Here is a 22,200-nt window from a genome sequence, read left to right on the forward strand (position 1 = left end):
GGGGAATGAAAAAGAGAAATATGATAACTTTGTCAAAAACATCGAAACTCTGAAGGAAACAATATCAATAGAAAAATCGTTTCACAAACTCAGGCAGTTAATGGAAATTGAAAGCGGAAATGTTTCTACGGAGAAAGGATAACTAAATGAAAAAAGCATTGATCACGGGTATCGGCGGACAGGACGGGTCTTATCTGGCAAAACTGCTTCTGGATAAGGGCTACGAGGTGACGGGCATTGTCAGAAACCTGAACAGCGTTGACGACAAAAAATTTAAATACCTGGGGATAACAGGCAGGATAAAACTTCTGGAAGTCAATCTGATGGATCTGTCAAATATACTCAGGGTTTTGGGGAATGAGGATTATTCTGAAGTTTATAATCTGGCCGCGCAGAGCTCGGTGGGTTTATCGTTCAAGCAGCCGATAGGAACGCTGGAATTCAATATTATCAGCGTCGCCAATCTGCTGGAAGCGATCCGCATCGCCGGTCCTAAAATAAAATTCTACCAGGCATCCAGCAGCGAGATGTACGGGAATGTCAGCCGGGAGAACCTGCCAGTCAATGAAAACTCAATTTTTATGCCGGTGAGCATATATGGTATATCAAAAGCTTCCGCGCACTGGATAACAAACAGCTATAGAAAAGCGTACGGCATATTCGCATCCTGCGGAATTCTTTTTAATCACGAATCGGTGTTCAGGGAAGACAATTTTGTTACCAAAAAGATAATCAATACCGCTGTCAGAATCAGCAGGGGATTAGCGGACAGTCTGACGCTGGGCAATATGGATGTGCGCAGGGACTGGGGGTATGCCCCCGATTATGTCATGGCGATGTGGCTGATGCTGCAGTATAAAGAGCCGGCCGATATTGTCGTCTGTTCAGGGCAGGCGCACAGTTTGACGGAATTCGTGAAAACCGTATTCCAGAAACTGGATCTGGATTATAAAAAATATTTGAAAAGCGATACAAAATTCTACAGGCCGCTGGATTTGCAGGTTGTATACGGGGATAATTCAAAAGCTAAGAAATGTCTGGGGTGGGAGTACTCACTGTCATTTGAAAAACTCATTGAGAAACTTGTGGATGACGAGATACAATATCTTGACTGGCAGGCCGGAGCAAAAGGAAAATAGATACTGACAATGGCGCGGATTGAAAGGATATTGTTCATCGCCTCAAAGCAGTCCGACTATCTTGAAGACATTGCCTTCACTGGTTTGAGCGATGCGCTGGGCAGGGAAAATATTATTCCCCTGCGGGCGATGAGAAAGCATTATATCCCGACCCATCATTATCCGAAGGCCATAGCCTGCCGCCGGAATTTAAGCGATTATTTCAGCGACCTGCTTGCCGGAAAAAAAATGCTGTCCCGTGCGGTTTACGACTGTGTGATAATCGGATCAACGAAGAGAGACGCATTTGAGGCCTATGACAGTATGGCGCAGAAGATATCAAAAAACGCGAAGGTTGTTTATATTGACGGCGGCGATGAGTCTGAAGTCGGCGGAGATGCCTCAAGGCTCGGTTTCGCAGAACTCTACGGGAGGGCTTTTTCAAAAAGAGCGCCGGATGTTATATTCAAGAGGGAATATCTGAAAAATAAAAATTATCCCGCGAATGTTTATCCTCTGCCGCTCTCTTACGGCGGCCCGCTCGTAGACGGTGCGGGCGGCGTGAAAAAATACGATGTTGTTTTCTGGGCGGTGGATAATATTCCGGTGAGAGCGAAAGTGCTTGATTTTTGCGAGGGTAAATGGGATTGCGCTGAGAACGGCACCTCGCGGGGCCAGATATTTAAAAAATATAACAGAAAGGGGATCAAATATCTAAAAGAGCTTGCCGCCTCAAAGGTGTGCTATAACTTCCGCGGAGGGGGATGGGACACTCTCCGATACTGGGAAATCCCGGCAGTGGGAAGTCTTATGGTAAGCGGAAAGCCGGGCATAGTCATCCCCGATGATTTTGAGCACGGAAAGCACGCCGTGTTCTGCAAAGATGATCTCAGCGACCTTGAAGGTCTGACGAATTATTACCTGAAGCGCGATAAGGAAAGAGAAGGCATCGCCGCCGAAGGCAAAAAGCATCTTTTAAAATATCATCTCCCGCGCCACAGAGCGGAATATATTCTGGAGATAATAGGCAAAAGTGCCTGATTTGATCCGGAAAGTAATAAAAAAATATGATTATCGGACATGAAATTTGAAATACGGGGAAAGTTTGCTAAAATTAAAACTATGAAAGGAATCATTCTTGCAGGCGGGCGGGCAACAAGGCTTTATCCTGTGACAAAAGCCGTGTGCAAGCAGCTTCTCCCGGTGTACGATAAGCCGATGATCTATTACCCGCTGTCCGTTCTGATGCTGGCGGGCATAGATGAGATACTGATCATCTCAAGCCCGGGGGAATTGCCGAATTTCAGGCAAGTGCTGGGGGACGGCTCTCAATTCGGTATCAAACTCAGCTTTGCCGCGCAGGAGGAGCCGAGGGGACTGGCCGACGCTTTTATCATAGGGGAATCTTTTATAGGGCGCGACAGCGTGTGCCTGATCCTGGGCGATAACATCTTCTTCGGCAGGGGGTTCAGCGAATTGCTCGAATCGGCGGTATCTCTGAAAAAGGGGGCAAAGGTCTTCGCTTATTATGTCAAAGATCCCTCGCGTTACGGTGTCGCCGAATTTGACAAAAACAAAAAGGTCATATCGATAGAGGAAAAACCCTCAAAAGCTAAATCAAATTACGCGGTGACGGGACTTTATTTCTACGATAACGATGTCATAAATATAGCGAAATCGCTCAAACCTTCCAAGCGCGGTGAGATAGAGATAACGGATGTGAATAAGGAATATTTGAAGAGGGGTCTTTTGAGCGTTGAGCTCCTAGGACGCGGTTTCGCATGGCTTGATACGGGTACGCACGATTCTCTTCTTGACGCGGCGCTCTATGTGCGCACTGTGGAGGAGAGGCAGTTTCTCAAGATCGGATGCGTCGAGGAGATAGCTTTCAGAAAGGGTTTTATAAGCAAAGAACAGCTTCTGAAACTTGCCGGCGAAAACAAAACGGATTATGGAAACTATCTCGCTTTCGTGGCGGAAGAAAAATGAGATACAGGAAACTTCTTGTCACCGGCGGCGCCGGATTCATAGGGAGCGAGTTTGTCAGACAGAATGCCGGGAAATACAGAATAGCGGTTGTTGATAAACTCACATACGCGGGCGACATTAAGCGCCTGGCGGAAGTCGCGGGTAAATACTCTTTTTACAAAACGGATATTTGCGACTCGCGTAAAATAGAAGCTGTTTTCAAAAAAGAAAAACCCGACGCTGTTGCCCATTTTGCCGCGGAAAGTCACGTTGACCGGAGCATTGACGACGCCTCGGTTTTTATGACGACCAATGTCATAGGCACGCAGGTGCTGCTGGACGCGGCTAAAAAGCATAAGGTAAAAAGATTCCTGCATGTGTCCACCGACGAGGTTTATGGGGATATTATCAAAGGAACATTCAGCGAGAATTCGCCTTTTTCACCGAACTCCCCTTACGCGGTGAGCAAGGCCGCCGCGGATATGCTCGTGTCCGCCTATCACAGGACTTACGGACTGCCGGTTGTGATAATGAGGGCGAGCAATAATTACGGTCCCTGGCAGTTCCCGGAAAAACTTATTCCCGTTATAATAATGAACGCGCTCAAAAATAAAAGGGTGCCGGTTTACGCCAAAGGCCTGAACGTGCGGGAGTGGCTGTATGTCACGGATTGCGCGAAAGCGGTCGCCGCTATTCTTGAAAAGGGCGACGACGGCCAGGCCTACAATGTCGGGAGCGGCATGGAGAAAAAAAATATTGATGTGGTCAGGGGCATTCTTGACGCGCTCGGAAAGCCGGATCGGCTCATAGAGTTTGTGAAAGACAGGCCCGGCCACGATATAAGATATGCGCTGTCCGTCGCAAAAATAAGGCAAAAGCTCCGCTGGAAGGCGGGGACGGCCTTCGCCGAGGGGCTGAAAAAAACCGTTGACTGGTATGTAAAAAACACAAAGTGGACAGCGCGCGTTCTGACGGAAGAAAAAAAGACGGGGAGATCAAAATGAACAACAATCAAAAAAAATCGCGTTTCTGGTTTTATGCCAGCGTCGCCGTGGTGGCCTTTTTTGCCCTGAAGTTTGCCGCTAATCACGTCAGGGGAAACGATTTTAAAGCCTCTTTCGTCGCGGAAGCTCATGCGCAGGACGCCTCAGCTAAAACGGCATCGAGCCCTGCTTCTTCGGAAATCGGCACGAGCAGGAACCTGGATACGCCGCTGGGCTTGCGGCTTTTAAGTTTTTTCGGCATTTTCGTGCTTCTACTGATAAGCTACGCGATGTCGGTTGACAGGAAAAACATAAACTGGCGGCCGGTGATATGGGGGATAGCCCTCCAACTGATCTTCGGCCTCATAGTCCTGTCTGATACCGTCGGCTATTTTTTCTTCAATGTCGTCGATTACAGCGTCAACATCCTCCTTTCTTTCAGCGAGGAGGGTGCGGCTTTTGTTTTCGGCAAACTCGCTTACGGCCCGGGAAATCCCAGGGGGCTTAATGAGGGGATGTTTTTCTTTTTCTCGGTTCTGCCGACAATTGTTTTTTTCTCCTCTCTTATGACTATCCTTTATCATCTTGGGGTCATGCAGTTTATAGTCGAGAAGATAGCCCATGTGATGCAGAAGACGATGAAGACTTCCGGATCCGAGACCCTGTCGGCGGCGGCGAACATATTCGTCGGCCAGACGGAAGCGCCTCTTGTCATTAAGCCGTTTATAAAAAACATGACGACCAGTGAGCTCCACGCGGTCATGACGGGAGGTTTTGCAACGGTGGCCGGAGGCGTGATGGCGGCGTATGTGCTTTTTCTGAAAGATTATATTCCAAACATTGCGGGGCATCTCGTCACGGCGAGCATAATGAGCGCGCCGGCGGCGCTTGCCGTCTCAAAAATAGTGTACCCCCAGACAGAACATTCGGAAACGACGGGAGAAACGAAAATAGAGGTTGAAAAGCCCGATGCCAATGTTATAGAGGCCGCCGCGCGCGGCGCTTCCGAGGGCATGACCCTTATGCTCAATGTCGCGGCAATGCTCATGGCTTTTGTCGGCATGATAGCGATGGTCAATTTCGGGCTGGAAAAATTCTGTGATTTGACCAGCAGTATGGTCGGCAGGAATCCTTATAAACTGGTTCTCGATGAGGCCGCGGCCAAAAATATAAAGCAGGGCGACACAATAAGCATCAACAACGGGATAATGACTTTTGAGTACAATGTGAAGGAAACGCGGAGTAAGAGCGTTATCATAAAAGAAAGGCTTTCCTCGACTTACAAAAGCAGCCCATACACCGTCCGCCGCGGCGGCAAACTTCTTTTCAGAGGTACGGACGCCAAAGGTTCCAAGCCGCTGTTTTTTCTGAATCTCTCCATCCTTTTCGGCCTGATATTTTCTCCGATAGCATGGACGATGGGCGTGCCGTGGAGAGAGGCCGCGGTGGTGGGAAGGCTCCTCGGCGAGAAGCTCATTCTCACGGAATTCATCGCGTATCTGAATCTTGCGGGTATACTGAAGACCGGATACCAGACCTTATCGGGCGAGGTGATAATGCTCTCGCAGCGTTCGGCGGTGATAGCGTCCTACGCGCTGTGCGGTTTCGCGAATTTCGCTTCCATAGGGATACAGATAGGCGGTATAGGCGGCATCGCCCCGAACAAAAGAGCGGCGCTTGCCAAAATAGGGATCAGGGCGATGTTTGCCGGAGCCATAGCCGCCTGCATGACCGGCACGGTCGCCGGAATACTGATGTAAGTCAATGGGGACGGTTCCTAATGCTGCATTAGGAACCGTCCCCAATACCCAATGATTGACACGCATTGTCATCTCACTGACAAAAAATTCGCGTCCGACAGAGACGCTGTGATATCCCGCGCCCGTGAGGCCGGAGTGAAAAGGATGATATGCGTTCTCACCGAGTTCGCGCCTGAAGATATATCGCTGTTCAATGACTTGATATCAAGAGACGGCATCTGGGGCGCCGCCGGCTGTCATCCGCACGAGGCGGATGAATACGAAAAAATAAAGGGCATTCTGACCGGGCTTCTGGAAAATAAAAAAATCGTCGCTCTCGGCGAGATTGGCCTTGATTATTTCTATGAGTATTCTCCCCGTAAAATCCAGATAGATGTTTTTGAGAGGCAGCTCCAGATGGCGAAAGAAAAAAAACTTCCCGTTATCGTGCATTGCCGCGAGGCCCGGGATGATTGCGCGGCAGTCCTTAAAAATTTCAGGGATGTCAAAACGCTCCTTCATTGTTTTTCGGGCGACAGCGCTCAACTGGAATACTGGCTTGAGCAGGGTTATTTTGTCTCTTTCGCGGGACAGGTCACATTCAAAAATGCCGGAGCTTTGAGGGAAACCGCTTTGAAGATGCCGCTTGACCGGCTGCTTTTAGAGACGGACGCGCCGTATCTGGCGCCCCAGCCGGTGCGGGGAAAGAGGAACGAGCCGGCCTATGTAAAACACACTTATGAAATGGCCGCTGAAATTATGGGCATTGGCACGGCGGAGTTTTCCAAAGCTGTTGATAAAAATGTCCGCGCCTTTTTTGGTGTGTAGGTAAATTGCTATAATGGCGCATGTAAGTGCGCTGTGAATTTGGGGGGATGATATGATAAAAGTGGTTTTAGTGTTATGCGCTGTGTTTTTAAATTCATGCGCGGGGACGAGCTATATAACGCCGGACACGGTGACAAAGTATGATTCAAAATTCAGCGATACCGACCTGAAAATGATGTCGTCTTACATGGCGGAATCACTGAAAAATTCGGATGTTATTAAGGGTGCGGAAAAAAAGGCGCTGGGTATTCTGCATATTAAAAACAAAACCAGCGAGCACATAAACAGCGACGGCATCGCGGATAAACTTATGGTCAATCTTCTGAAAACCGGTAAAGTCAAATTTGCCGACAGGGAGAACCTGAAAGAGCTCATAGAGGAACAGCGTTTGAGCGCCCTGGGTATGGTGGACGAGTCTAAGGCGAAGGAAATCGGAAAGCTTTATGGTATAGATTATTTTTTATCGGGTTTCATAGAATCAATTGAGAAGAGGTCATCACGGAGTGAATTGACATATTACCGTCTGAGTTTGAAACTCACGGATGTTGAGACGGGTGAGATTGTGTGGGCGGATGAAATGGAGCTTAAAAAAAAGAGCAGTACTCATATAATGGACTGGTGAAAATAAAAAAATGCGCACAGCAGAAGAGAAATTAAAAATTCGCGGCGCCAAGGTTTTTGTCTGTCTGGCAGGTCTTGTTTTCCTCGGCTCGTGCGGCGGTCCGCTCCAATATACAAAAAACGGCGATTTGCATTATTCGCGGGGAGAATATGAGCGGGCTGCGGCGGAATACAGGAAAAATATCAAATATTATGAGAGCATAAATTATCCGCTTTATATGCTGAATCTCGCCGTGGCCAATTACAGGGCGGGTTTGTTGGATGAGTCTGAAAGAGCATTTTTGACGGCTTTGAAACTTTCGCGCGGCGAGAATTTGAGCGCGCTTGAGAAAAATTTCGGTTTTCTCGCGCCGAAGTCGGAGGAAAGTTATCGTCTCAGGAATTATGAGGAAGTCATGGCGCATTTTTATCTTGCTCTGATATATGTCAGGACGAACAAACTGGATAAGGCAATAGTGGAATTTAAAAAGATAAATCTCATTGATCCTGAATATCCGCTCATGCGTTATATTATGGGGAAAAGTTATCAGCTTGACGGTAAGACGGAGGAAGCGGAAATAGAATTTCGTCTGACTAACAGATACAGAAAAGAATTTCCATACTCATATTTTGACAGGATTGAATTTTACGAGAGAAGCGGCATGAGCGGGGAAGCCGCGGGAGCGCTGAAAAAATATCTTGCGGCGGACGGCGGAAGCAGGCTCGCTGAAAAAGTGTCGGAAAGAGCTTTTGATTTTAGCGGGAGTGGCGAGTTAATAGTGCTTCTGGAACCGGAAAACCATGTTGAAAAGATTAAGAAAAAAAACAGAGGCTCATATTTTTATAAGATTTATATTGACGGGGAATATTACGGCAAGTCGCACATCATAGAGGATATAGATTTGCAGAAGACGAAAAAACGAATAAGTAAAATGTTAAAAAGCGCGCTGAAGGATGCGGCGCGGTCAATGATTATAGAAAAAGTGTTTGGCGGCACGGCTTCGGATAATGTTGAGAGAAGGGAATGGGAAAAGATTCCGGGAATTGTACACATATTTAAAACGCATTTACCGACGGGCAGTTACAAGATGAAAGCGGTTCTTTATTTTAAGGAAATTGAAATCAGCGAAGCGGAAAGAACCGTTGAAATAAAGGAAAGCGGAGTTAGATTTGTGTCGTTTTAAAGCGCGCGGGTTTTAATAACCGAGGGGGGAAAATGAAAAAAATGTTTTGTTATTGTGCGGCGGCCATTATTTTGACAATTGGCCATGGTATTTTCGCTTATGAAGCGGAAGCCGAATCAAGTGTTGTCACGACAGATTCTGTTATCTGGCAGCAGACGAGTGTGGATACGATAGAGCCGACGCCGGATGCGGAAGAAACCGCGGTGGCGGAGGGTGTGGAAATGGGGATGCATATGATTATTGCGGACAAGACGAAAGTCGTTATTATTCCTCTTTCATATATTCTGCCGATAGATGTGATCGGCGGGAAGCTCTCACTCGGAGCCGGAATTCCATGGATACAGAAAACCAGCGCGGTAGATGAAACCAAATCAGGATTAGGGGATATTTCCCTTAAAGCCACGCATGACTACGGCGACGAAGTGTATTTCAGGAGAATATTTTCGGTTATCGTGAAACTGCCCACAGGGGATGAAGCCGCAAAATTCTCCGACGGTTCCTCCGCTCCTTTGGGAAAAGGGAGTCTTGATTACGCTTTCGCTTTTTCAGGAATCAGAAGGATGGGCACTTTCCGGCTTATAGGAAACGCGGGCTACAGATTTAACGGAGAATTTAAGGACACTGTCAATAATTTAACGAAAAAGTATGGCAATGTTATGAATCTGCTTGCGGGAACGGAGTATAAGCTGAATTCACAGTTGTTTCCCTTTGTTTATGTGAGAATGGTTGAAACAGGTGAGTCGGAAACGGTATGGACGGGATGGTTATCGAAAAATCAGGATGATGTAAAGGCAATAGACCTTATTACCGGCGCTAGATATAAAGTTCTTGGAAGTATCAGTTTAAGCGGCGCTTTGGAATTTCCTGTTTCCAGAAAATATCACGCCGGCGTCGTGGAGCCGCCGAACAAGGTCACCCTGACTTTGAAAGCGAATTATAAATTTTAGGCTCTATCCGAAATCGGCTTGTCTGCCGGTAGGACGACCACAAGCCCACCTGCTCCGCCAACAGGCACGGTCTGCCGTTTTTTTCTGCGTGTTGTAAGCATCAGGCTGATTTTGTAGACTTGCTTTGTAAACAAATGTATAAAATAGCGGCAGCTTTATCTTTGATTATGTTTCTGGGATGTTCCGCTTCGGAAACACCCGTAAGCGCTCCTGAAATGACAGTCAGTTTTCTGCCTGTAGGGGGATATGCCGCGGTTTTTTCTCTTCCCTGCGGCGGAACAATGCTTGTGGACACGGGTGACGCGGGGCATGCCGGGCAACTTGTTAAAAGTGTTCGCGCTCAGATGCTGGGCGATCAGTTTGTGTATCGTTTCCTTTTATTTTTCGGATGGCAGCCGAGACTTGACTGGCTGGTCATCAGCGATTTTTCTCCGGAGAGAACCGGGGGTCTCAGGGAAATACTGGAAAATTTCCGGGTTTGGAAAATTTATCTGCCGTATGAGCTAAACAATCTGTTGATCGTCCAGTCGGATAGGATAAACAATTTAAGATTTCTTTTGGGGATGACGGGCAGGCCGCTGCTTTCGCTTTCATGCGTCGACGGCATTGAACTTTACCAGGACAAAACCGGAATGAAATTTTTTGTGCTCAGGCCGGTGAAACCTCAAAAATCTGTTTTAGATTCATCGTTTTGCGCAAGGCTGGTTTACGGCGGTATGAGGTTTCTTTTAAGTTCCGCCCTGACTGAAAAAGATCAGGAACGTCTCTGCTCTTATATGGCGGAAGAGATTAACGCCGATGTGAGTTATCTGCACGATAATATCAGCGGCCGGTTCCTTGATATGGTTGCTCCGGTGAGAGAAATTCGCAGGGGAGAAGACGCCCGTTTTATTACCGACGGCACTGTTTTGGAAAAAATATAAACGGAGGAAATTTGATTATGAAATACAAAAGATCCATTCTGAATGTCCTGTTTAATGTGTCGGGCGCCAAAAGATATCTGGCGCTGCTCGCCGGTACGATTCTAATTTTTGTTTTACTGTTAGGGGTTACCAACTTTATTTTTATTAAATCACTTCAGCTTGGGCCTTTCGCGGAAATTCATCTGGCGCGCGGAATCAATCTGATTTTTATTTTGTGGCTGGCGGAATCAATTCTTCTTATTGGGCTTTCCGGCTGGCTGTCTCTTGTGCTGTCAAGAAAGATTGCGGGGCCGATAAAGCGTCTGGAGCGGGTTCTTGACGAGATAATCGGCGGGAAAAACAGCAGACTTGTTCTCCGCGACGGGGATGCTTTGTTTGGTTTGGCGGAACGGATTAATATTTTGCTTGAAAAATATGAGGCCGGAAAAGGTTCCGGTGAAGCGCGGGGGACGGATTAAGATTTTGAAAAAAGCCATTGTCATAGGAGCCAGTTCGGGGATAGGGCGGGCTCTCGCGAAAGAGCTGGCCGCGCACGGTTATGAGGTCGGTCTCGCTGCGCGCCGGACGGCGCTGCTGGAAGAGCTTCAAAAAGAAATAATCTCCAAAACTTACATAAAAAAAATTGACATAAGCGATGTCATTCCCGCGCAAAAACTGCTGAGGGAATTAATAGATGAGATGGGCGGCGCCGACCTCATCGTGATAAATTCAGGTATCAGCGTGACGAACAAAGATTTCCGCGCGGAGCCGGAGCTTGAAACCATAGCCGTCAATGTGAGCGGTTTTACGGCGATGATGAATGTCGCGGTGAATTATTTTCTGGAAAAGGGCTTCGGGCATATCGTCGGAATATCATCAATAGCGGGCATTCGGGGCGCGGCCCCCGCTCCCGCCTACAACGCGTCCAAAGCGTTTGTGTCAAATTATATGGAAGGGATGAGACAAAAACTCAGTGGAACGAAAATAACCGTCACCGATATAAGGCCGGGTTTTGTCGCCACTCCGCTGATAGAAGGCCATGAATGGGCTTTCTGGACGGTGCCGCCGGAAATTGCCGTTGGACAAATATGCAGAGCGATCAGAAAAAAGAAAAAAGTCGCTTATGTGCCGAAGCGCTGGTATTTTGTCGCGCAGTTTTTGAAAATTGTGCCTGAATTTTTGTATAATTGGGGCTACAACAGGATTTTTTGCGGGAAGGAGTAGGCGGGGTTTTAACCCCGTGTTTGGGAGGAAAAAATGGGAAGTAAAGACAAAGCGAAGCATGAAGTGAAAAAAGAAAAAAAATTGTCTCTTAAAGAAAAGAGGAAACTGAAAAGAGAAAAGAAACAGTAATAAAACAAGTGAAGCCGCATAGTCATAAGCGGCATTGAAGACCCTCTGATTCCTGTCAGAGGGTCTTTTCTTCTTTTTCCCTTGATTTAGCCGCGAAGTGAGAGAACAGAAAGCTCGCTGTGAAGACCATTATCAGAACGAGCCATCCGAAACAGAAAAGAGCCCACTGGGGATAGCCCCCATAGGGTTCACTGATGTCCTGCACAAGCCCTGTTATCAGGAGGACGAGCAGCAGGACGGGGATTATATAGGTAATGGTTATGCTCCATAATCTGCCGATCTTTATATCCGACACCTCATTGATGTAGGCGCGCAGTTTTTCCGCCCCGTAAAAATGGACCACCGCCCATATCTCGAGCAGTCCCGCGGCGACCAGGCCGTAGTTGGTTATAAAATGATCGGTTATATCAAGGTAGTAAAGGCCAGCGAAACTCGTGAATATTATTCCGCAGATGAAATTGGCGACGCAGACATAGAAAGAAATATCTTCTTTTCTCAGGTGCGGATAATTATCGCAGAGAACCGTTGAGGCGGCCTCAACCAGAGAAAAAGCGCTGTCAATGGCAAGGCTTATCAGCATTACAAAAAACAAAACGGCAAACAGCCCAGCCATGGGCATGAGCGAGAGCGCTTTCGGAAAAACGATAAAAGCCAGCGAAGGCCCGCTGGCGCCGGCCAGGTCCGCTATTGATACGCCGCTTTGGACCGCCATGTAGCCGAGCGTTGAGAAAACGGCAAACCCCGCGACGATGGAAATCGTAGAGTTTATAAGGGAAGTGATGATGGCGGTCTTGCTGATATCGCTTGATTCGTGCTGGAAACTGGCATAGGCAATCATTATTCCGAAAGCCAGGCTCAGCGTGAAAAATATCTGCGACGCCGCGGCGCGCCAGACCGCAAGATCCAGCAGTGCGTTGAAATCCGGTTTTAAGTAAAAAATTATCCCATCCGCGGCTCCGGGAAGTGTGACTCCCCTGATGAGAAGGACGACTAAAAGTATGACCGGCAGGGGCATGGTGATCATGACGACCTTTCCGACGCTTTTTACGCCTTTCCAGATGGAAAAATAAATCATTATCCACACGGCCACCAGAGCGAAAAGTATGGGGAGAACAATTTGCCCGGGGTCTCCGGCTCCGCCGCTCAAATGAAGAACCTGATTGAAGAAAAAACTTTCGGTATCCGCGCCCCAGGAGAGTTTAAAGGAGAAGAACATATAAAGGAGTGACCAGGCCATGATCACCGCGTAGTATGTCACGACGACAAAACCGCAGAGCACCGCGGCCATGCCTATGCCGGCGAGCTTCTGCTTGATCTTTTGAAAAGCGCCGACAGCGCCCAGCTGCATCTTCTGGCCTATTGCGAATTCCATAATGAGAAGAGGCAGTCCCAGCACGAAAAGCATTATTATGTAGGGGATCAGAAACGCGCCGCCGCCGTATTTGCCCGCCAGATAGGGGAAGCGCCACACATTGCCGAGCCCCACGGCGGACCCGACAGCCGCGAATATAAAAATTAGCTTTGAAGACCAGCGTTCTCGTTGTATCGTCATAGTGCTCCTCCGCATTTTCTCGATATTTTTTGAAGTTTAACAAATTCAAAATAAATCTCAAAATCAGCGCAATGCCCTGCGACAACGGCGCCGGACGCATTGAAGCGGCAAGCGTTGAATGAGTGAATGGCTATCGCCGCGTTACAGAGCGATTATATTTTTGAGTTCAGCCATGGAATCTATGAGATAATCGGGGGCAGCTTTTATTATATCCTCTTTCAGGCCGATGCCGTAGGTGACGCCGCAGGTTTTTATGCCCGCGGCTCTGCCCGTTATTATATCTATGTCCATATCGCCGACGATGAGGGCGGAATCCGCGGAAAAGCCGTATTTATTCATGATTTTTTTGATGCCTTCGGGGCTCGGCTTTCTGTATTTTTCGTCGTTGCCTCCGATTATGTCCGTAAAATAGTCGCTTATACCCAGCCCCTGTAAAACACTGATCGCTATGTCGCGGTCCTTGTTGGTGAGAACGGCCTTTGTTATCCCCGGCAGGTTTTCAAGAGTTTCTTCGACGAGCGGATAAAGCTTTGTCTCGGTTACGGGGTTTTCGCGGTAGAAATCGCGGAACAAGACGAGGGCTTTTTTTATGAGATTTTCATTTTCCCGGCTCGTTTTTGTGCCGTTTTTATCCAGCGCCCGTCTTATTGTTTCCTCAAGCCCGCCGCCGACATAGGAGTGCACCTCCGAGAGCGTTTTATTTCCCTCAATACCGAGAGCTTCGCGTGTGCGGTTGACGGCGTCGGTGATATCCTGACGCGAATCCGCGAGTGTGCCGTCAAGGTCGAAGAAAATGATATTTATGGCGCTCATAGAGAGGAAGTTAACATTTGTCCGCGCCGCGTGTCAACGCCACGCCTAAGCGGAAAGTGCGCCGAGGCGTGACGGCGGACGCAGACGCCGCACGGTGTTTATTTGATCTTGTCGTATATGCCGGAAAGGGCTATTCTTTTATCCGTCATTTCTCTGTTATCAGCGTACATCAGAAATATATCTTCCCCTTTTCCGTCAAAACCGTATAGTTCGCCGGCCCCGTCGGCAATGAGGCGAGACGGCACCAGCTTTTTCATTTCTGTGTTATAAAGGCGGTAGTCGGTTTCAACGCGGGTGTGAGAAATATCGGCGGGCATGTGTATGGCGATGAGCCATTTGCTGTCAGCGCTGACATCCACGATCTGGAAAATTGATTTCGGATCGCGCACCAGCGTCTCTGTCCTGCCGTTTTTATCGGTCATCAGTATGGCGTTCTGGGATTCGTCCACATAGATTTTCGTCTGTTTTTCCCCGGGCGATTTGATTATGCCGATTTTTTTCTCAAAAGAGATGGCGCTCAGGCAGGTGTCGTCATATTTGTCGCCGTGGTAAACGCTGAGTATTTTGATCCGGAGGATGAACACCGCCCTCGGTTCCTGTTTCACGCCAGCGAGTTTTTCGCGGTTGATCTTTTTAAATTGCCTCGACGCCGAGTTTTTGAAACGCGCGAGCGCTTTCCATTTGAAAGGGAAATTTATTTTCTGCGGCCTTGATGAATCCTCAAGGGTGATCGTTTTCGTTTTTTTGTATGGCAGAGCGTTAAAGAGCACGCCTGTTTCCGTTACTTCGCCGGTAATGTGTATACCCGCGAGAATACTGAGCTCAGCCTGTTTGATCCTGTTGTTATCTTTGAATATTTTGTCGCTTTTAGCGTAGCCGTTCTGTATGACGATGATTTTTGTTCCTTCATCGATAGCAATGCTGACGCTTTCGCCAAGACCGTCGTCTTTGGCGCCTTCCGACCAGCAGGTCGCGGAATTGCCGTCAAAAAGATTGTGCGCGCCGTAGAGCCCGCGGACATAAGCGCCCCTGTTTTCCAGTTCGGAACTTGAAAAATAAAGATGCTCATAGCCGTCCCGCAGAATAATTTCTTCCCAGAGGTTTTTTTGAGGCGATGAGCATGCCGCGATAAAAGAAATTGTCACAGCCAGATATTTGACCGTTTTGTTCATAACCCCGCTCCTTTTATTCCATCACATGCCTGCAAAATAGCTTAGCATAAAATCAAGGTTTTGTTAATGAGAATTGCGTGTCCGGCGCGTATTAGCTAAAATGCGAAAAAGAAGATTTTTGAACAGGGACCGGGAGGTTACAATGGATCAGTATGAAATGCAGGCGAAATTCGGAAAAGGCATAGGTTTTTTTGTGATGTTATTCATAGTTTTTGTCATTTTGATGAAGAGTCTTGTCGTCGTGCAGCCCGGCACGGTAGGTGTCAGGGTGCTTTTCGGCAAAGTCAATCCGAAAACCCTCAAAAGCGGTCTTCACCTCATCAATCCTCTTGTCAATGTGGTGAAGATGAGCGTCAGGACGGAAGAATACACCATGAGCATCGCCTCGGCAGAAGGTTACAAGAGCGGAGACGACGCGATTGATGCCCTCACATCCGAAGGCATGAAGATCAGGCTGGATCTGACGGCCTGGTACCGTCTTGACGAGGCCAAGGCCGCCCAGGTGTATGAAACGATAGGAACCAATTACGAATCAAAAATAGTGCGCCCGGTGCTCAGAACCGCCATCAGGGATGCCGTGGTAAAATACACCGCCGCCTCTATTTACACGGAAAAAAGAGCCCAGCTCGTCAGCGACATAGAAAGAATAATGGCAGAACTGCTTAAAGACAGGGGCATCATTTCCGAAAAAATACTGCTGAGGAATCTCATACTTCCCAAGCGCCTCATGGAAGCCATTGACATCAAACTCTCCGCCGAGCAGGCCGCGCAGCAGATGGAATTTGTTGTGATGAAAGAGAGGAAAGAGAAGGAAAGAAAAATCGTGGAAGCGGAAGGCATCAGACGAGCGAATCAGATTATATCTTCCGGCCTCACGGACAAATACATCAAGTGGTACAGGATTGATATGATGAAGCAGCTCGTGGATTCTCCGAACAACACAATAATATTCATTCCCGAGGACATGAGCTCCACGCCCATAATCAATATACCAGCCCAGAAATAAACTAATGAGCGAAGGCCCAAGCTTTCACGCCCGCCGTGTAACGGCTATTTTGTGGGCAGTAACTCTTGCCGCCATACCCGTGACTTCCTATTTCGGCCGGATCTGGCAGCGTTTGCTGACAGGCGCAATCGGCAGAACGGGAATCGGCTGGCTGATGGCGGCTGTGGTGGCGGTGGTGCTCGTGGCGGCGGCGGTTGGCCTTGCGCGCAAAGCGGGCTGGACGGGCCTGTTCCATCTTATGTGGATGATTCTGCTCGCCGGAGCTTTGATGTATCTGCTGCGAAGACATCCCGAGCGCTGGCTGCATATACCGCTGTTCGGCATGCTGGGTTTTCTGTCCGTCAGCCTTTTTTCCAGAACCGGCGCTGAAATAGCTCTCGCGGTCGCTTTTCTGGATGAACTCTTTCAGTATTACCACCCTGAACGGGTCGGAGATTTCGCGGATGTCGTTGTTAACGCCGTATGCGCTTCAGCGGGAATCATTCTCTTCCTTGTCCTTTCCAAATTGCCGAAAAAAGACTAAATTTCCTTATCTGCCGACGTCAGCCGGCGCATTTGACGCGAAACAGTTATTGTTTATACAATAAAGGCCATGCTCATGGAAAAGTTAAGACATAAACGCGGCGTCATAGGCCGGCTGTTCCGGCCATTGGTCTCAATTTTAGTACTGTTCCCCATTCTTTCTCTGCTGCTTTGCTCCGCCCCCGCTTTTGCGGCTGATTTAATAAATGAGAATTTTGATACTGCCGGATATTTCCCGCCGGCTGGTTGGGCAAGAAATAATGTGGCTATAACTACAAATACAACTTCTCCAAATAGTGCGCCGTATCGTGTAACTGGTTTTGCCGGGGGCACAAGATATTTCTTTACCCCGCTACTTACAAATCCGGATAATCTAACTTTATATTTATTGGTCTCTAATACCGCTTCAATATTTGAGATTAGCGTAGGAACTTCTCAGGTTGTTAGCGGGGATTGGACAGTGGTATTTACAACCGGAGGGTTAACCAGTTGGGCACAGAACAGCGTCGATTTGTCCTCATATAATGACATCTATGTTAGATTTAGACGTTCTGCGGGTGCTAACTTCTTTTATATTGACGATGTTGTTGTTACAGCGAGGGAAACTATCCCTCCCTGCGCGATATCAAATCTTACGGCGATTGCGGGGAGCAAAGCGGGGACGGTGCTGCTTAAATGGACAGCGCCCGGCGACGACGGCACAGGCACGGCAAATGCTTCCGCTTATCTTGTTAAATACGCCACGAAATACATATCAACGGATGATTTTTACGCCCCCTGGGTTTCCACTTATACACAGAGCTGGATACCCGCCGCGTTCGGGGCCGAAGAAGGAACTACAGGCAATAGAGTTATAAGCAGTCTTGACCAGGGAACGACTTACTGGTTTGCAATTAAAACGAAAGATGATTTAAATAATTGGTCGTCGTGGACTTCTTCCGGAACGGTGAGCTGGGTGAACACATCAAATTCTACGAGAACACTTATTGTGCCTCCGACACCGCCCGCGGCCATAAGCAATCTGACCGCTTTGACAGGGGACACAATTCAGGGAACAATAAAACTTCAATGGACAGCTCCCGGCGGCGATGGAACTAGCGGAGGAAACGCCTCCGCGTATGAAGTGAAATACGCGACGAAATATATAGGGACGAACGATTATTACGCCAGCTGGGTCAGTACATATACACAGGACTGGATTCCCGCCGATGCAGGAACCGAAGAAGGAACATCGGGCAACAGGGTGATAAGCGGTTTGAATCCCGGCGCAATGTACTGGTTTGCCCTAAAGGCCCGCGACGAGGAAATGGATTGGAGCGTGTGGACATCATCGGGGGATAATCCTTCGGTGAATGTTTTGAATTCAACGACGGCTTATTTGAACGAGCCGCCCTCGGCGGTAAGTAATTTGACGGCGCTTTCCGAGGGATCCGGCCTGAGCGGCGAGATAACTCTTAAATGGACGGCGCCCGGCTCCGACGGCACGAATGGCACGGCCTCGGCGTATGAATTGAAATACTCTACAAAATACATAAGCGCTGATGATTACGCCTCGTCATGGACAAATCTTTACGCGCAGAGTTGGACTCCGAACGCGGGCGGCTCTGAAGAATTGCATATACTCACCGGTTTTAAGGAGAGGACGACTTATTATTTCGCGGTTAAGACTTATGACGGCCACAGTTGGTCTGTGTGGCCCGGATCAAGCTCTGTCCCGAGTCCGTATATAAATCCGGATAGTTTTAATTTTACGACCTCATCCGCGCCCGCGCCTGTTGGTGACCTCTCATCGGGAACGGGCACAGGAGGGGGCTCTGTTATACTTTCCTGGACGGCTCCGGGGGATGACGGCACTCAGGGGGATTTAATTTCAGGGAGCAAGTTTCTTGTAAAATATTCGTCTTATCCCGCAAAAGATTGGGACGCGATGGATTACAGCTGGTATATATCGACGGTGACGGCGGCGGGCTCGTCAAACGCTTTTACGGTGACGGGGCTCATTGAGAGAGCGACTTATTATTTCTACATCAAGACCGCTGATGAAAGGCCTAACTGGTCGCCTCTTTCCAACAAGACGACGACCTGGGCGATGTTCACATATCCGCGGGGAGACCTCGTTATTGACGAGATAAGTTGGAAGATTTCTGAATCGGGGGATTCTTTAGTAGGAAATAAAAGATATGTAGAGATACAAAACAGAAGCACATGGACAGTCGGCATTTCCCATTATTATGTGGGTACTGGCGGCGCCAGCGACGATATGCACTGGTCAAGCGGTGTGATACCTCCGGGTGGATTCTGGGTAATAGTTGACGGTGCGGGAACCGATCAGAGTTTGGGAAACAGAATTTATACATTTGAGAATAATAGCGATTTAGGCACTTTATTTGATTTAGTCGCAACAGATGATGTAATAGTAATATCAACAGCAAATACCGCGGGGCTGGGGCAGAATAAGGATAAGATTATTGATTTTGTGGCCTATACAGACGGCACGAATACACCCGTGGCAGAACCGATTGCGGATGTAAATGCCGCCATTGACGCGGGTCAATGGGATCTTTACGGAACGGGGGCGTCAAGTTGTGTGTGGGCGAGCAATGACAGTCAGCCGGGTGTTATAATCACGGAAGATTTTATACACAGGATACAATACGATGATATCGCAGGAAACTTGGCGACGCATTTTACAGTAACTTCTTATCCGTGTATAGGCGACACAATGGAATTTATACCGCCCGCCGCAGTTTCAAATCTCACTGCTTTGACCGGCGGTAACGGTCACGGCGGTGAAATAAAACTTGAGTGGACGGCGCCCGGCGACGACGGCACCGGAGGCGGCGATGCCGCCGCCTATCAGCTGAAATACGCTACAAGACAGATAGGCGCTGACGATTATGACGCGAGCTGGACAAATCTTTACGCCCAGAGCTGGACGCCCGTAACTTTTGGCACGGCGGAAAGCAGAATTCTTTCAATGCCCATAGAAGGCGCGACTTATTATTTTGCCATCAAAGCCCGTGACGGCGTCAACTGGGCGATCTGGCCCGGCACCTCGGCTATTATCAATTCTCAGAATTACAGCTACACAAGCTCATCCGCTCCGGCTCCGGTGAACGATCTTTTGGCAACGCAGGGCGATATAGAAGGTAAAATACTTCTCAGCTGGACAGCTCCGGGCGACGACGGCACAACTGGGGCGCTTGTTTCAGGAAGCCGTTTCCTTATAAGGTATTCCACAAAAGAGGCGCAGGTATGGGACGATATGGATTACAGTTTCAACATCAGCACGGCAGTCGCCGCCTTAACGGAAAGCTCTCATGTTTTTACCGGTCTTGAAACCGGCGCCACTTATTATTTCTATATAAAAACCGCCGACGAAAGGCCGAACTGGTCGCCGCTTTCAAATAAAACGACGGCCTGGGCTCAAGTTGCCGTTGACGGTTTATCAAACGGAATTCTCACCGACGGAGACCACGACTGGAGTTTTGAACAGGTGACATCAAAAGCGAAATGGACTTACAACGGCGGAACTGCCGCGGACTACGAATCAACCACTACTCCTTATGACAGAGAGCAATTGTTCAAATGGTCAACGCTGACAACTAATTGGTCGGGAAGAGAAATTGTGACAAATAATTTCATAAACGGTGTGCTGGCTAAATCGTCTAACACAGCAAGTGTGCGGTGGCGCTCAACATCCGGTACTTTTGCCAATGCCCGTTTAAGAATTGTTGTTGAGTGGTATGATACGTCGTATAATCTTATATCAAAAAGCACAAGCACGGAATTTTCTCTCTCTACGCAAGATGACTGGTATCAGGCGACCTCCACATTTACGGCTCCGGTGGATTCTAAAAAAGCGAAGCTGAGATTTCAGGCTCTTTTTGTCGGCGGCGACGCAATTGTTTATCTGGATTCGGCTGGTTTCTGGACGGAAGGCGGCGACGAATACGCGCCTTGCCCCGTATCAAATCTGACCGCTTTAAGTCTGGGGACGGGGCTGGGGAGTCAGTTAACTCTTGAATGGACTGCCCCCGGCGCCGACGGAACTGGAACAGCCAATGTCACATCCTACGAAGTAAAATACGCCACGAAATATATATCTTCTTCTGATTTCGGCGCCGTCTGGACGAGCGTTTATCCGCAGAGCTGGACGCCCGTGACTTTCGGAACGAAGGAGAGCCGTCTGCTCACCGGCCTGGACGAGGGAAGCACTTATTATTTTGCTGTTAAAGCGACGGAAGGAAATTACTGGAGCGCATGGCCGGGCACCTCCTCCGTCGTGAACAGTTTGAGTTTTAATTTTCCCACTTCGTCCGCTCCCGCAAAAGTAAATAACCTTTCGGCTTTAACGGGCCCGGTCGGCGGGTCTGTCAAACTCAACTGGACGTCGCCGGGCGATGACGGCACGACGGGTTTTATATCGGGGCAGCTGCACATAAAATATTCTGCGACTGACGAGGCATGGGGTGCCATGCCGAACGAAATATTTATTTCAACGGAAGTGGCCGCCGTCACGGATTGTTCCTATACGGTTACGGGCCTAACCGAAGGCGTCACATATTATTTTTACATTAAGACGTCGGATGAGAAACCGAACTGGGCGGAAGAATCCAATAAAGCGTTTGCAGGGGCAGAGAGAACACCGCCGCCCGCGCCTAACGGACTTTTGTTTTATGATATTCACGACTGGAGTTTTGAGAACTCCAGCAGCACCGCTAAATGGTCTTACACAACGACAAATGCCGAGTATGGCTCTGCCACCAAGCAGTATGACAGGAATAAATCCTTTAAGTGGGGAACGCTGACAACCTCGTGGGGAGGCCGCGAGATAGTGACGGATAATTTCATAGCCGGCCTTGTGAGCAATTCATCCCACACCGCAAGCATACAATGGATGACTTCATCCGTGGAATTCACGGAGCCCTCCGCAAGATTTATAGTCGAGTGGTACAACAGTTCAAACTCTCTCATATCAAAGAGCACCGGCACGGAATTTTCGCTTTCTTCAACAGGCGGCTGGCATTTGATGACATCCACTTTTACATCGCCTGCCGACACCAGAAAGGCGAAGCTGATGGTCCAGTCAAAGAAGATCACAACGAGTTCATCAACGTTTGTTTATTTTGACGCTGCCGGCTTCTGGGCGGGCGAATGGGATGAAGTGCCGCCCGGCGCAATCAGCAATCTCACGGCGCTTTCTCAGGGAACGAATCTCAGCGGCGATATCACCCTCAAATGGACGGCTCCCGGCTCCGACGGGACGGGCCGGGAAGATCTTTATGCCTACGAGGTGAAATACGCCACAAAATATATTTCGACTAACGACTATGACGCGAGCTGGACAAGCGTTTATTCACAGAACTGGACGCCCGCGAATTTCGGCAGCGGAGAAACTCACATACTCACCGGCCTGGCCGAAGGAGCGACTTATTTCTTTGCCGTAAAGGGTTATGATGAGAGGAACTGGGGCGTGTGGCCTGGCACATCGTCAGCCGTAAACAGTTTGA

The 22,200-nt window shown here is 48.6% G+C and carries 17 protein-coding genes and 1 pseudogene; 15 read left to right on the forward strand and 3 right to left on the reverse strand.

The features are described 5' to 3' along the window. Window positions 1-146 precede the first annotated feature (146 nt). The 12 genes and pseudogenes from FP827_05135 (at window position 147) to FP827_05190 (ending at window position 11,493) form a co-directional block, all read left to right on the forward strand. Window positions 147-1,139 (forward strand): GDP-mannose 4,6-dehydratase, encoded by a 993-nt coding sequence (locus tag FP827_05135; protein ID MBA3052457.1) that lies wholly within the window; start codon window positions 147-149, stop codon window positions 1,137-1,139. A 9-nt stretch (window positions 1,140-1,148) separates the two neighbouring features. Next, entirely contained in the window at window positions 1,149-2,159 is a 1,011-nt protein-coding gene (locus FP827_05140) for a glycosyltransferase family 1 protein (GenBank protein ID MBA3052458.1), read from the forward strand. Between the two features lie 81 nt (window positions 2,160-2,240). Then, the gene (gene rfbA, locus FP827_05145; protein ID MBA3052459.1) at window positions 2,241-3,107 is read left to right on the forward strand and encodes a glucose-1-phosphate thymidylyltransferase RfbA; all 867 of its coding nucleotides are present in this window, start codon (window positions 2,241-2,243) and stop codon (window positions 3,105-3,107) included. Continuing rightward, the gene (gene rfbB / locus FP827_05150) at window positions 3,104-4,090 is read left to right on the forward strand and encodes a dTDP-glucose 4,6-dehydratase (GenBank protein MBA3052460.1); all 987 of its coding nucleotides are present in this window, start codon (window positions 3,104-3,106) and stop codon (window positions 4,088-4,090) included. Before rfbA ends, rfbB begins: the two co-directional genes overlap by 4 nt. A gap of 215 nt (window positions 4,091-4,305) precedes the next feature. Further along, a pseudogene (locus FP827_05155) lies at window positions 4,306-5,148 on the forward strand (NupC/NupG family nucleoside CNT transporter). A gap of 732 nt (window positions 5,149-5,880) precedes the next feature. Further along, window positions 5,881-6,636 (forward strand): TatD family deoxyribonuclease, encoded by a 756-nt coding sequence (locus FP827_05160; protein ID MBA3052461.1) that lies wholly within the window; start codon window positions 5,881-5,883, stop codon window positions 6,634-6,636. A gap of 52 nt (window positions 6,637-6,688) precedes the next feature. Beyond that, window positions 6,689-7,258, forward strand: coding sequence for a penicillin-binding protein activator LpoB (gene lpoB, locus FP827_05165; GenBank protein ID MBA3052462.1), 570 nt, complete (start codon window positions 6,689-6,691; stop codon window positions 7,256-7,258). Between the two features lie 10 nt (window positions 7,259-7,268). Further along, on the forward strand, window positions 7,269-8,420 hold the full coding sequence (locus FP827_05170) for a tetratricopeptide repeat protein (protein ID MBA3052463.1): 1,152 nt from the start codon (window positions 7,269-7,271) through the stop codon (window positions 8,418-8,420). A 32-nt stretch (window positions 8,421-8,452) separates the two neighbouring features. Continuing rightward, window positions 8,453-9,367, forward strand: coding sequence for a hypothetical protein (locus tag FP827_05175; GenBank protein ID MBA3052464.1), 915 nt, complete (start codon window positions 8,453-8,455; stop codon window positions 9,365-9,367). Window positions 9,368-9,582: 215 nt separating this feature from the next. Then, window positions 9,583-10,290: a hypothetical protein gene (locus FP827_05180; protein ID MBA3052465.1), complete on the forward strand. Its 708-nt coding sequence runs from the start codon at window positions 9,583-9,585 to the stop codon at window positions 10,288-10,290. 17 nt (window positions 10,291-10,307) lie between these two features. Continuing rightward, on the forward strand, window positions 10,308-10,748 hold the full coding sequence (locus tag FP827_05185; protein ID MBA3052466.1) for a hypothetical protein: 441 nt from the start codon (window positions 10,308-10,310) through the stop codon (window positions 10,746-10,748). A 4-nt stretch (window positions 10,749-10,752) separates the two neighbouring features. Further along, window positions 10,753-11,493: an SDR family NAD(P)-dependent oxidoreductase gene (locus FP827_05190; GenBank protein ID MBA3052467.1), complete on the forward strand. Its 741-nt coding sequence runs from the start codon at window positions 10,753-10,755 to the stop codon at window positions 11,491-11,493. Window positions 11,494-11,677: 184 nt separating this feature from the next. On the opposite strand, the gene FP827_05195 is transcribed toward FP827_05190, so the two are convergent. The 3 genes from FP827_05195 to FP827_05205 all read right to left on the reverse strand — a co-directional run bounded on the left by FP827_05195 (window position 11,678) and on the right by FP827_05205 (window position 15,159). Then, on the reverse strand, window positions 11,678-13,168 hold the full coding sequence (locus FP827_05195) for a sodium-dependent transporter (GenBank protein ID MBA3052468.1): 1,491 nt from the start codon (window positions 13,166-13,168) through the stop codon (window positions 11,678-11,680). Between the two features lie 147 nt (window positions 13,169-13,315). Further along, the gene (locus tag FP827_05200; GenBank protein ID MBA3052469.1) at window positions 13,316-13,987 is read right to left on the reverse strand and encodes an HAD-IA family hydrolase; all 672 of its coding nucleotides are present in this window, start codon (window positions 13,985-13,987) and stop codon (window positions 13,316-13,318) included. Window positions 13,988-14,085: 98 nt separating this feature from the next. Then, the gene (locus FP827_05205) at window positions 14,086-15,159 is read right to left on the reverse strand and encodes a hypothetical protein (protein MBA3052470.1); all 1,074 of its coding nucleotides are present in this window, start codon (window positions 15,157-15,159) and stop codon (window positions 14,086-14,088) included. A gap of 100 nt (window positions 15,160-15,259) precedes the next feature. On the opposite strand from FP827_05205, the gene FP827_05210 reads away from it, so the two are divergent. The 3 genes from FP827_05210 to FP827_05220 form a co-directional block, all read left to right on the forward strand. Further along, entirely contained in the window at window positions 15,260-16,165 is a 906-nt protein-coding gene (locus tag FP827_05210) for a prohibitin family protein (GenBank protein ID MBA3052471.1), read from the forward strand. Window positions 16,166-16,169: 4 nt separating this feature from the next. After that, window positions 16,170-16,688 carry a VanZ family protein gene (locus tag FP827_05215; protein MBA3052472.1) on the forward strand — a complete coding sequence of 173 codons (519 nt, stop codon included), beginning with the start codon at window positions 16,170-16,172 and terminating at the stop codon, window positions 16,686-16,688. 69 nt (window positions 16,689-16,757) lie between these two features. Continuing rightward, window positions 16,758-22,200, forward strand: a 5,443-nt coding sequence (locus tag FP827_05220) for a hypothetical protein (protein ID MBA3052473.1), incomplete at its 3' end; no start/stop codon positions are given.

This window comes from Candidatus Omnitrophota bacterium (assembly GCA_013791745.1).
In the GTDB taxonomy this organism is placed as follows: domain Bacteria; phylum CG03; class CG03; order CG03; family CG03; genus CG03.

Bases quoted from the DNA above. Each gene is read 5' to 3' on its own strand.
- FP827_05175 (MBA3052464.1), top strand. From the start codon at position 8,453: ATGAAAAAAATGTTTTGTTATTGTGCGGCGGCCATTATTTTGACAATT.
- rfbB (MBA3052460.1), top strand. From the start codon at position 3,104: ATGAGATACAGGAAACTTCTTGTCACCGGCGGCGCCGGATTCATAGGG.
- FP827_05205 (MBA3052470.1), bottom strand. From the start codon at position 15,159: ATGAACAAAACGGTCAAATATCTGGCTGTGACAATTTCTTTTATCGCG.
- FP827_05210 (MBA3052471.1), top strand. From the start codon at position 15,260: ATGCGAAAAAGAAGATTTTTGAACAGGGACCGGGAGGTTACAATGGAT.
- FP827_05180 (MBA3052465.1), top strand. From the start codon at position 9,583: ATGACAGTCAGTTTTCTGCCTGTAGGGGGATATGCCGCGGTTTTTTCT.
- FP827_05200 (MBA3052469.1), bottom strand. From the start codon at position 13,987: ATGAGCGCCATAAATATCATTTTCTTCGACCTTGACGGCACACTCGCG.
- FP827_05140 (MBA3052458.1), top strand. From the start codon at position 1,149: ATGGCGCGGATTGAAAGGATATTGTTCATCGCCTCAAAGCAGTCCGAC.
- lpoB (MBA3052462.1), top strand. From the start codon at position 6,689: ATGATAAAAGTGGTTTTAGTGTTATGCGCTGTGTTTTTAAATTCATGC.
- FP827_05185 (MBA3052466.1), top strand. From the start codon at position 10,308: ATGAAATACAAAAGATCCATTCTGAATGTCCTGTTTAATGTGTCGGGC.
- FP827_05160 (MBA3052461.1), top strand. From the start codon at position 5,881: ATGATTGACACGCATTGTCATCTCACTGACAAAAAATTCGCGTCCGAC.
- FP827_05135 (MBA3052457.1), top strand. From the start codon at position 147: ATGAAAAAAGCATTGATCACGGGTATCGGCGGACAGGACGGGTCTTAT.
- rfbA (MBA3052459.1), top strand. From the start codon at position 2,241: ATGAAAGGAATCATTCTTGCAGGCGGGCGGGCAACAAGGCTTTATCCT.
- FP827_05170 (MBA3052463.1), top strand. From the start codon at position 7,269: ATGCGCACAGCAGAAGAGAAATTAAAAATTCGCGGCGCCAAGGTTTTT.
- FP827_05215 (MBA3052472.1), top strand. From the start codon at position 16,170: ATGAGCGAAGGCCCAAGCTTTCACGCCCGCCGTGTAACGGCTATTTTG.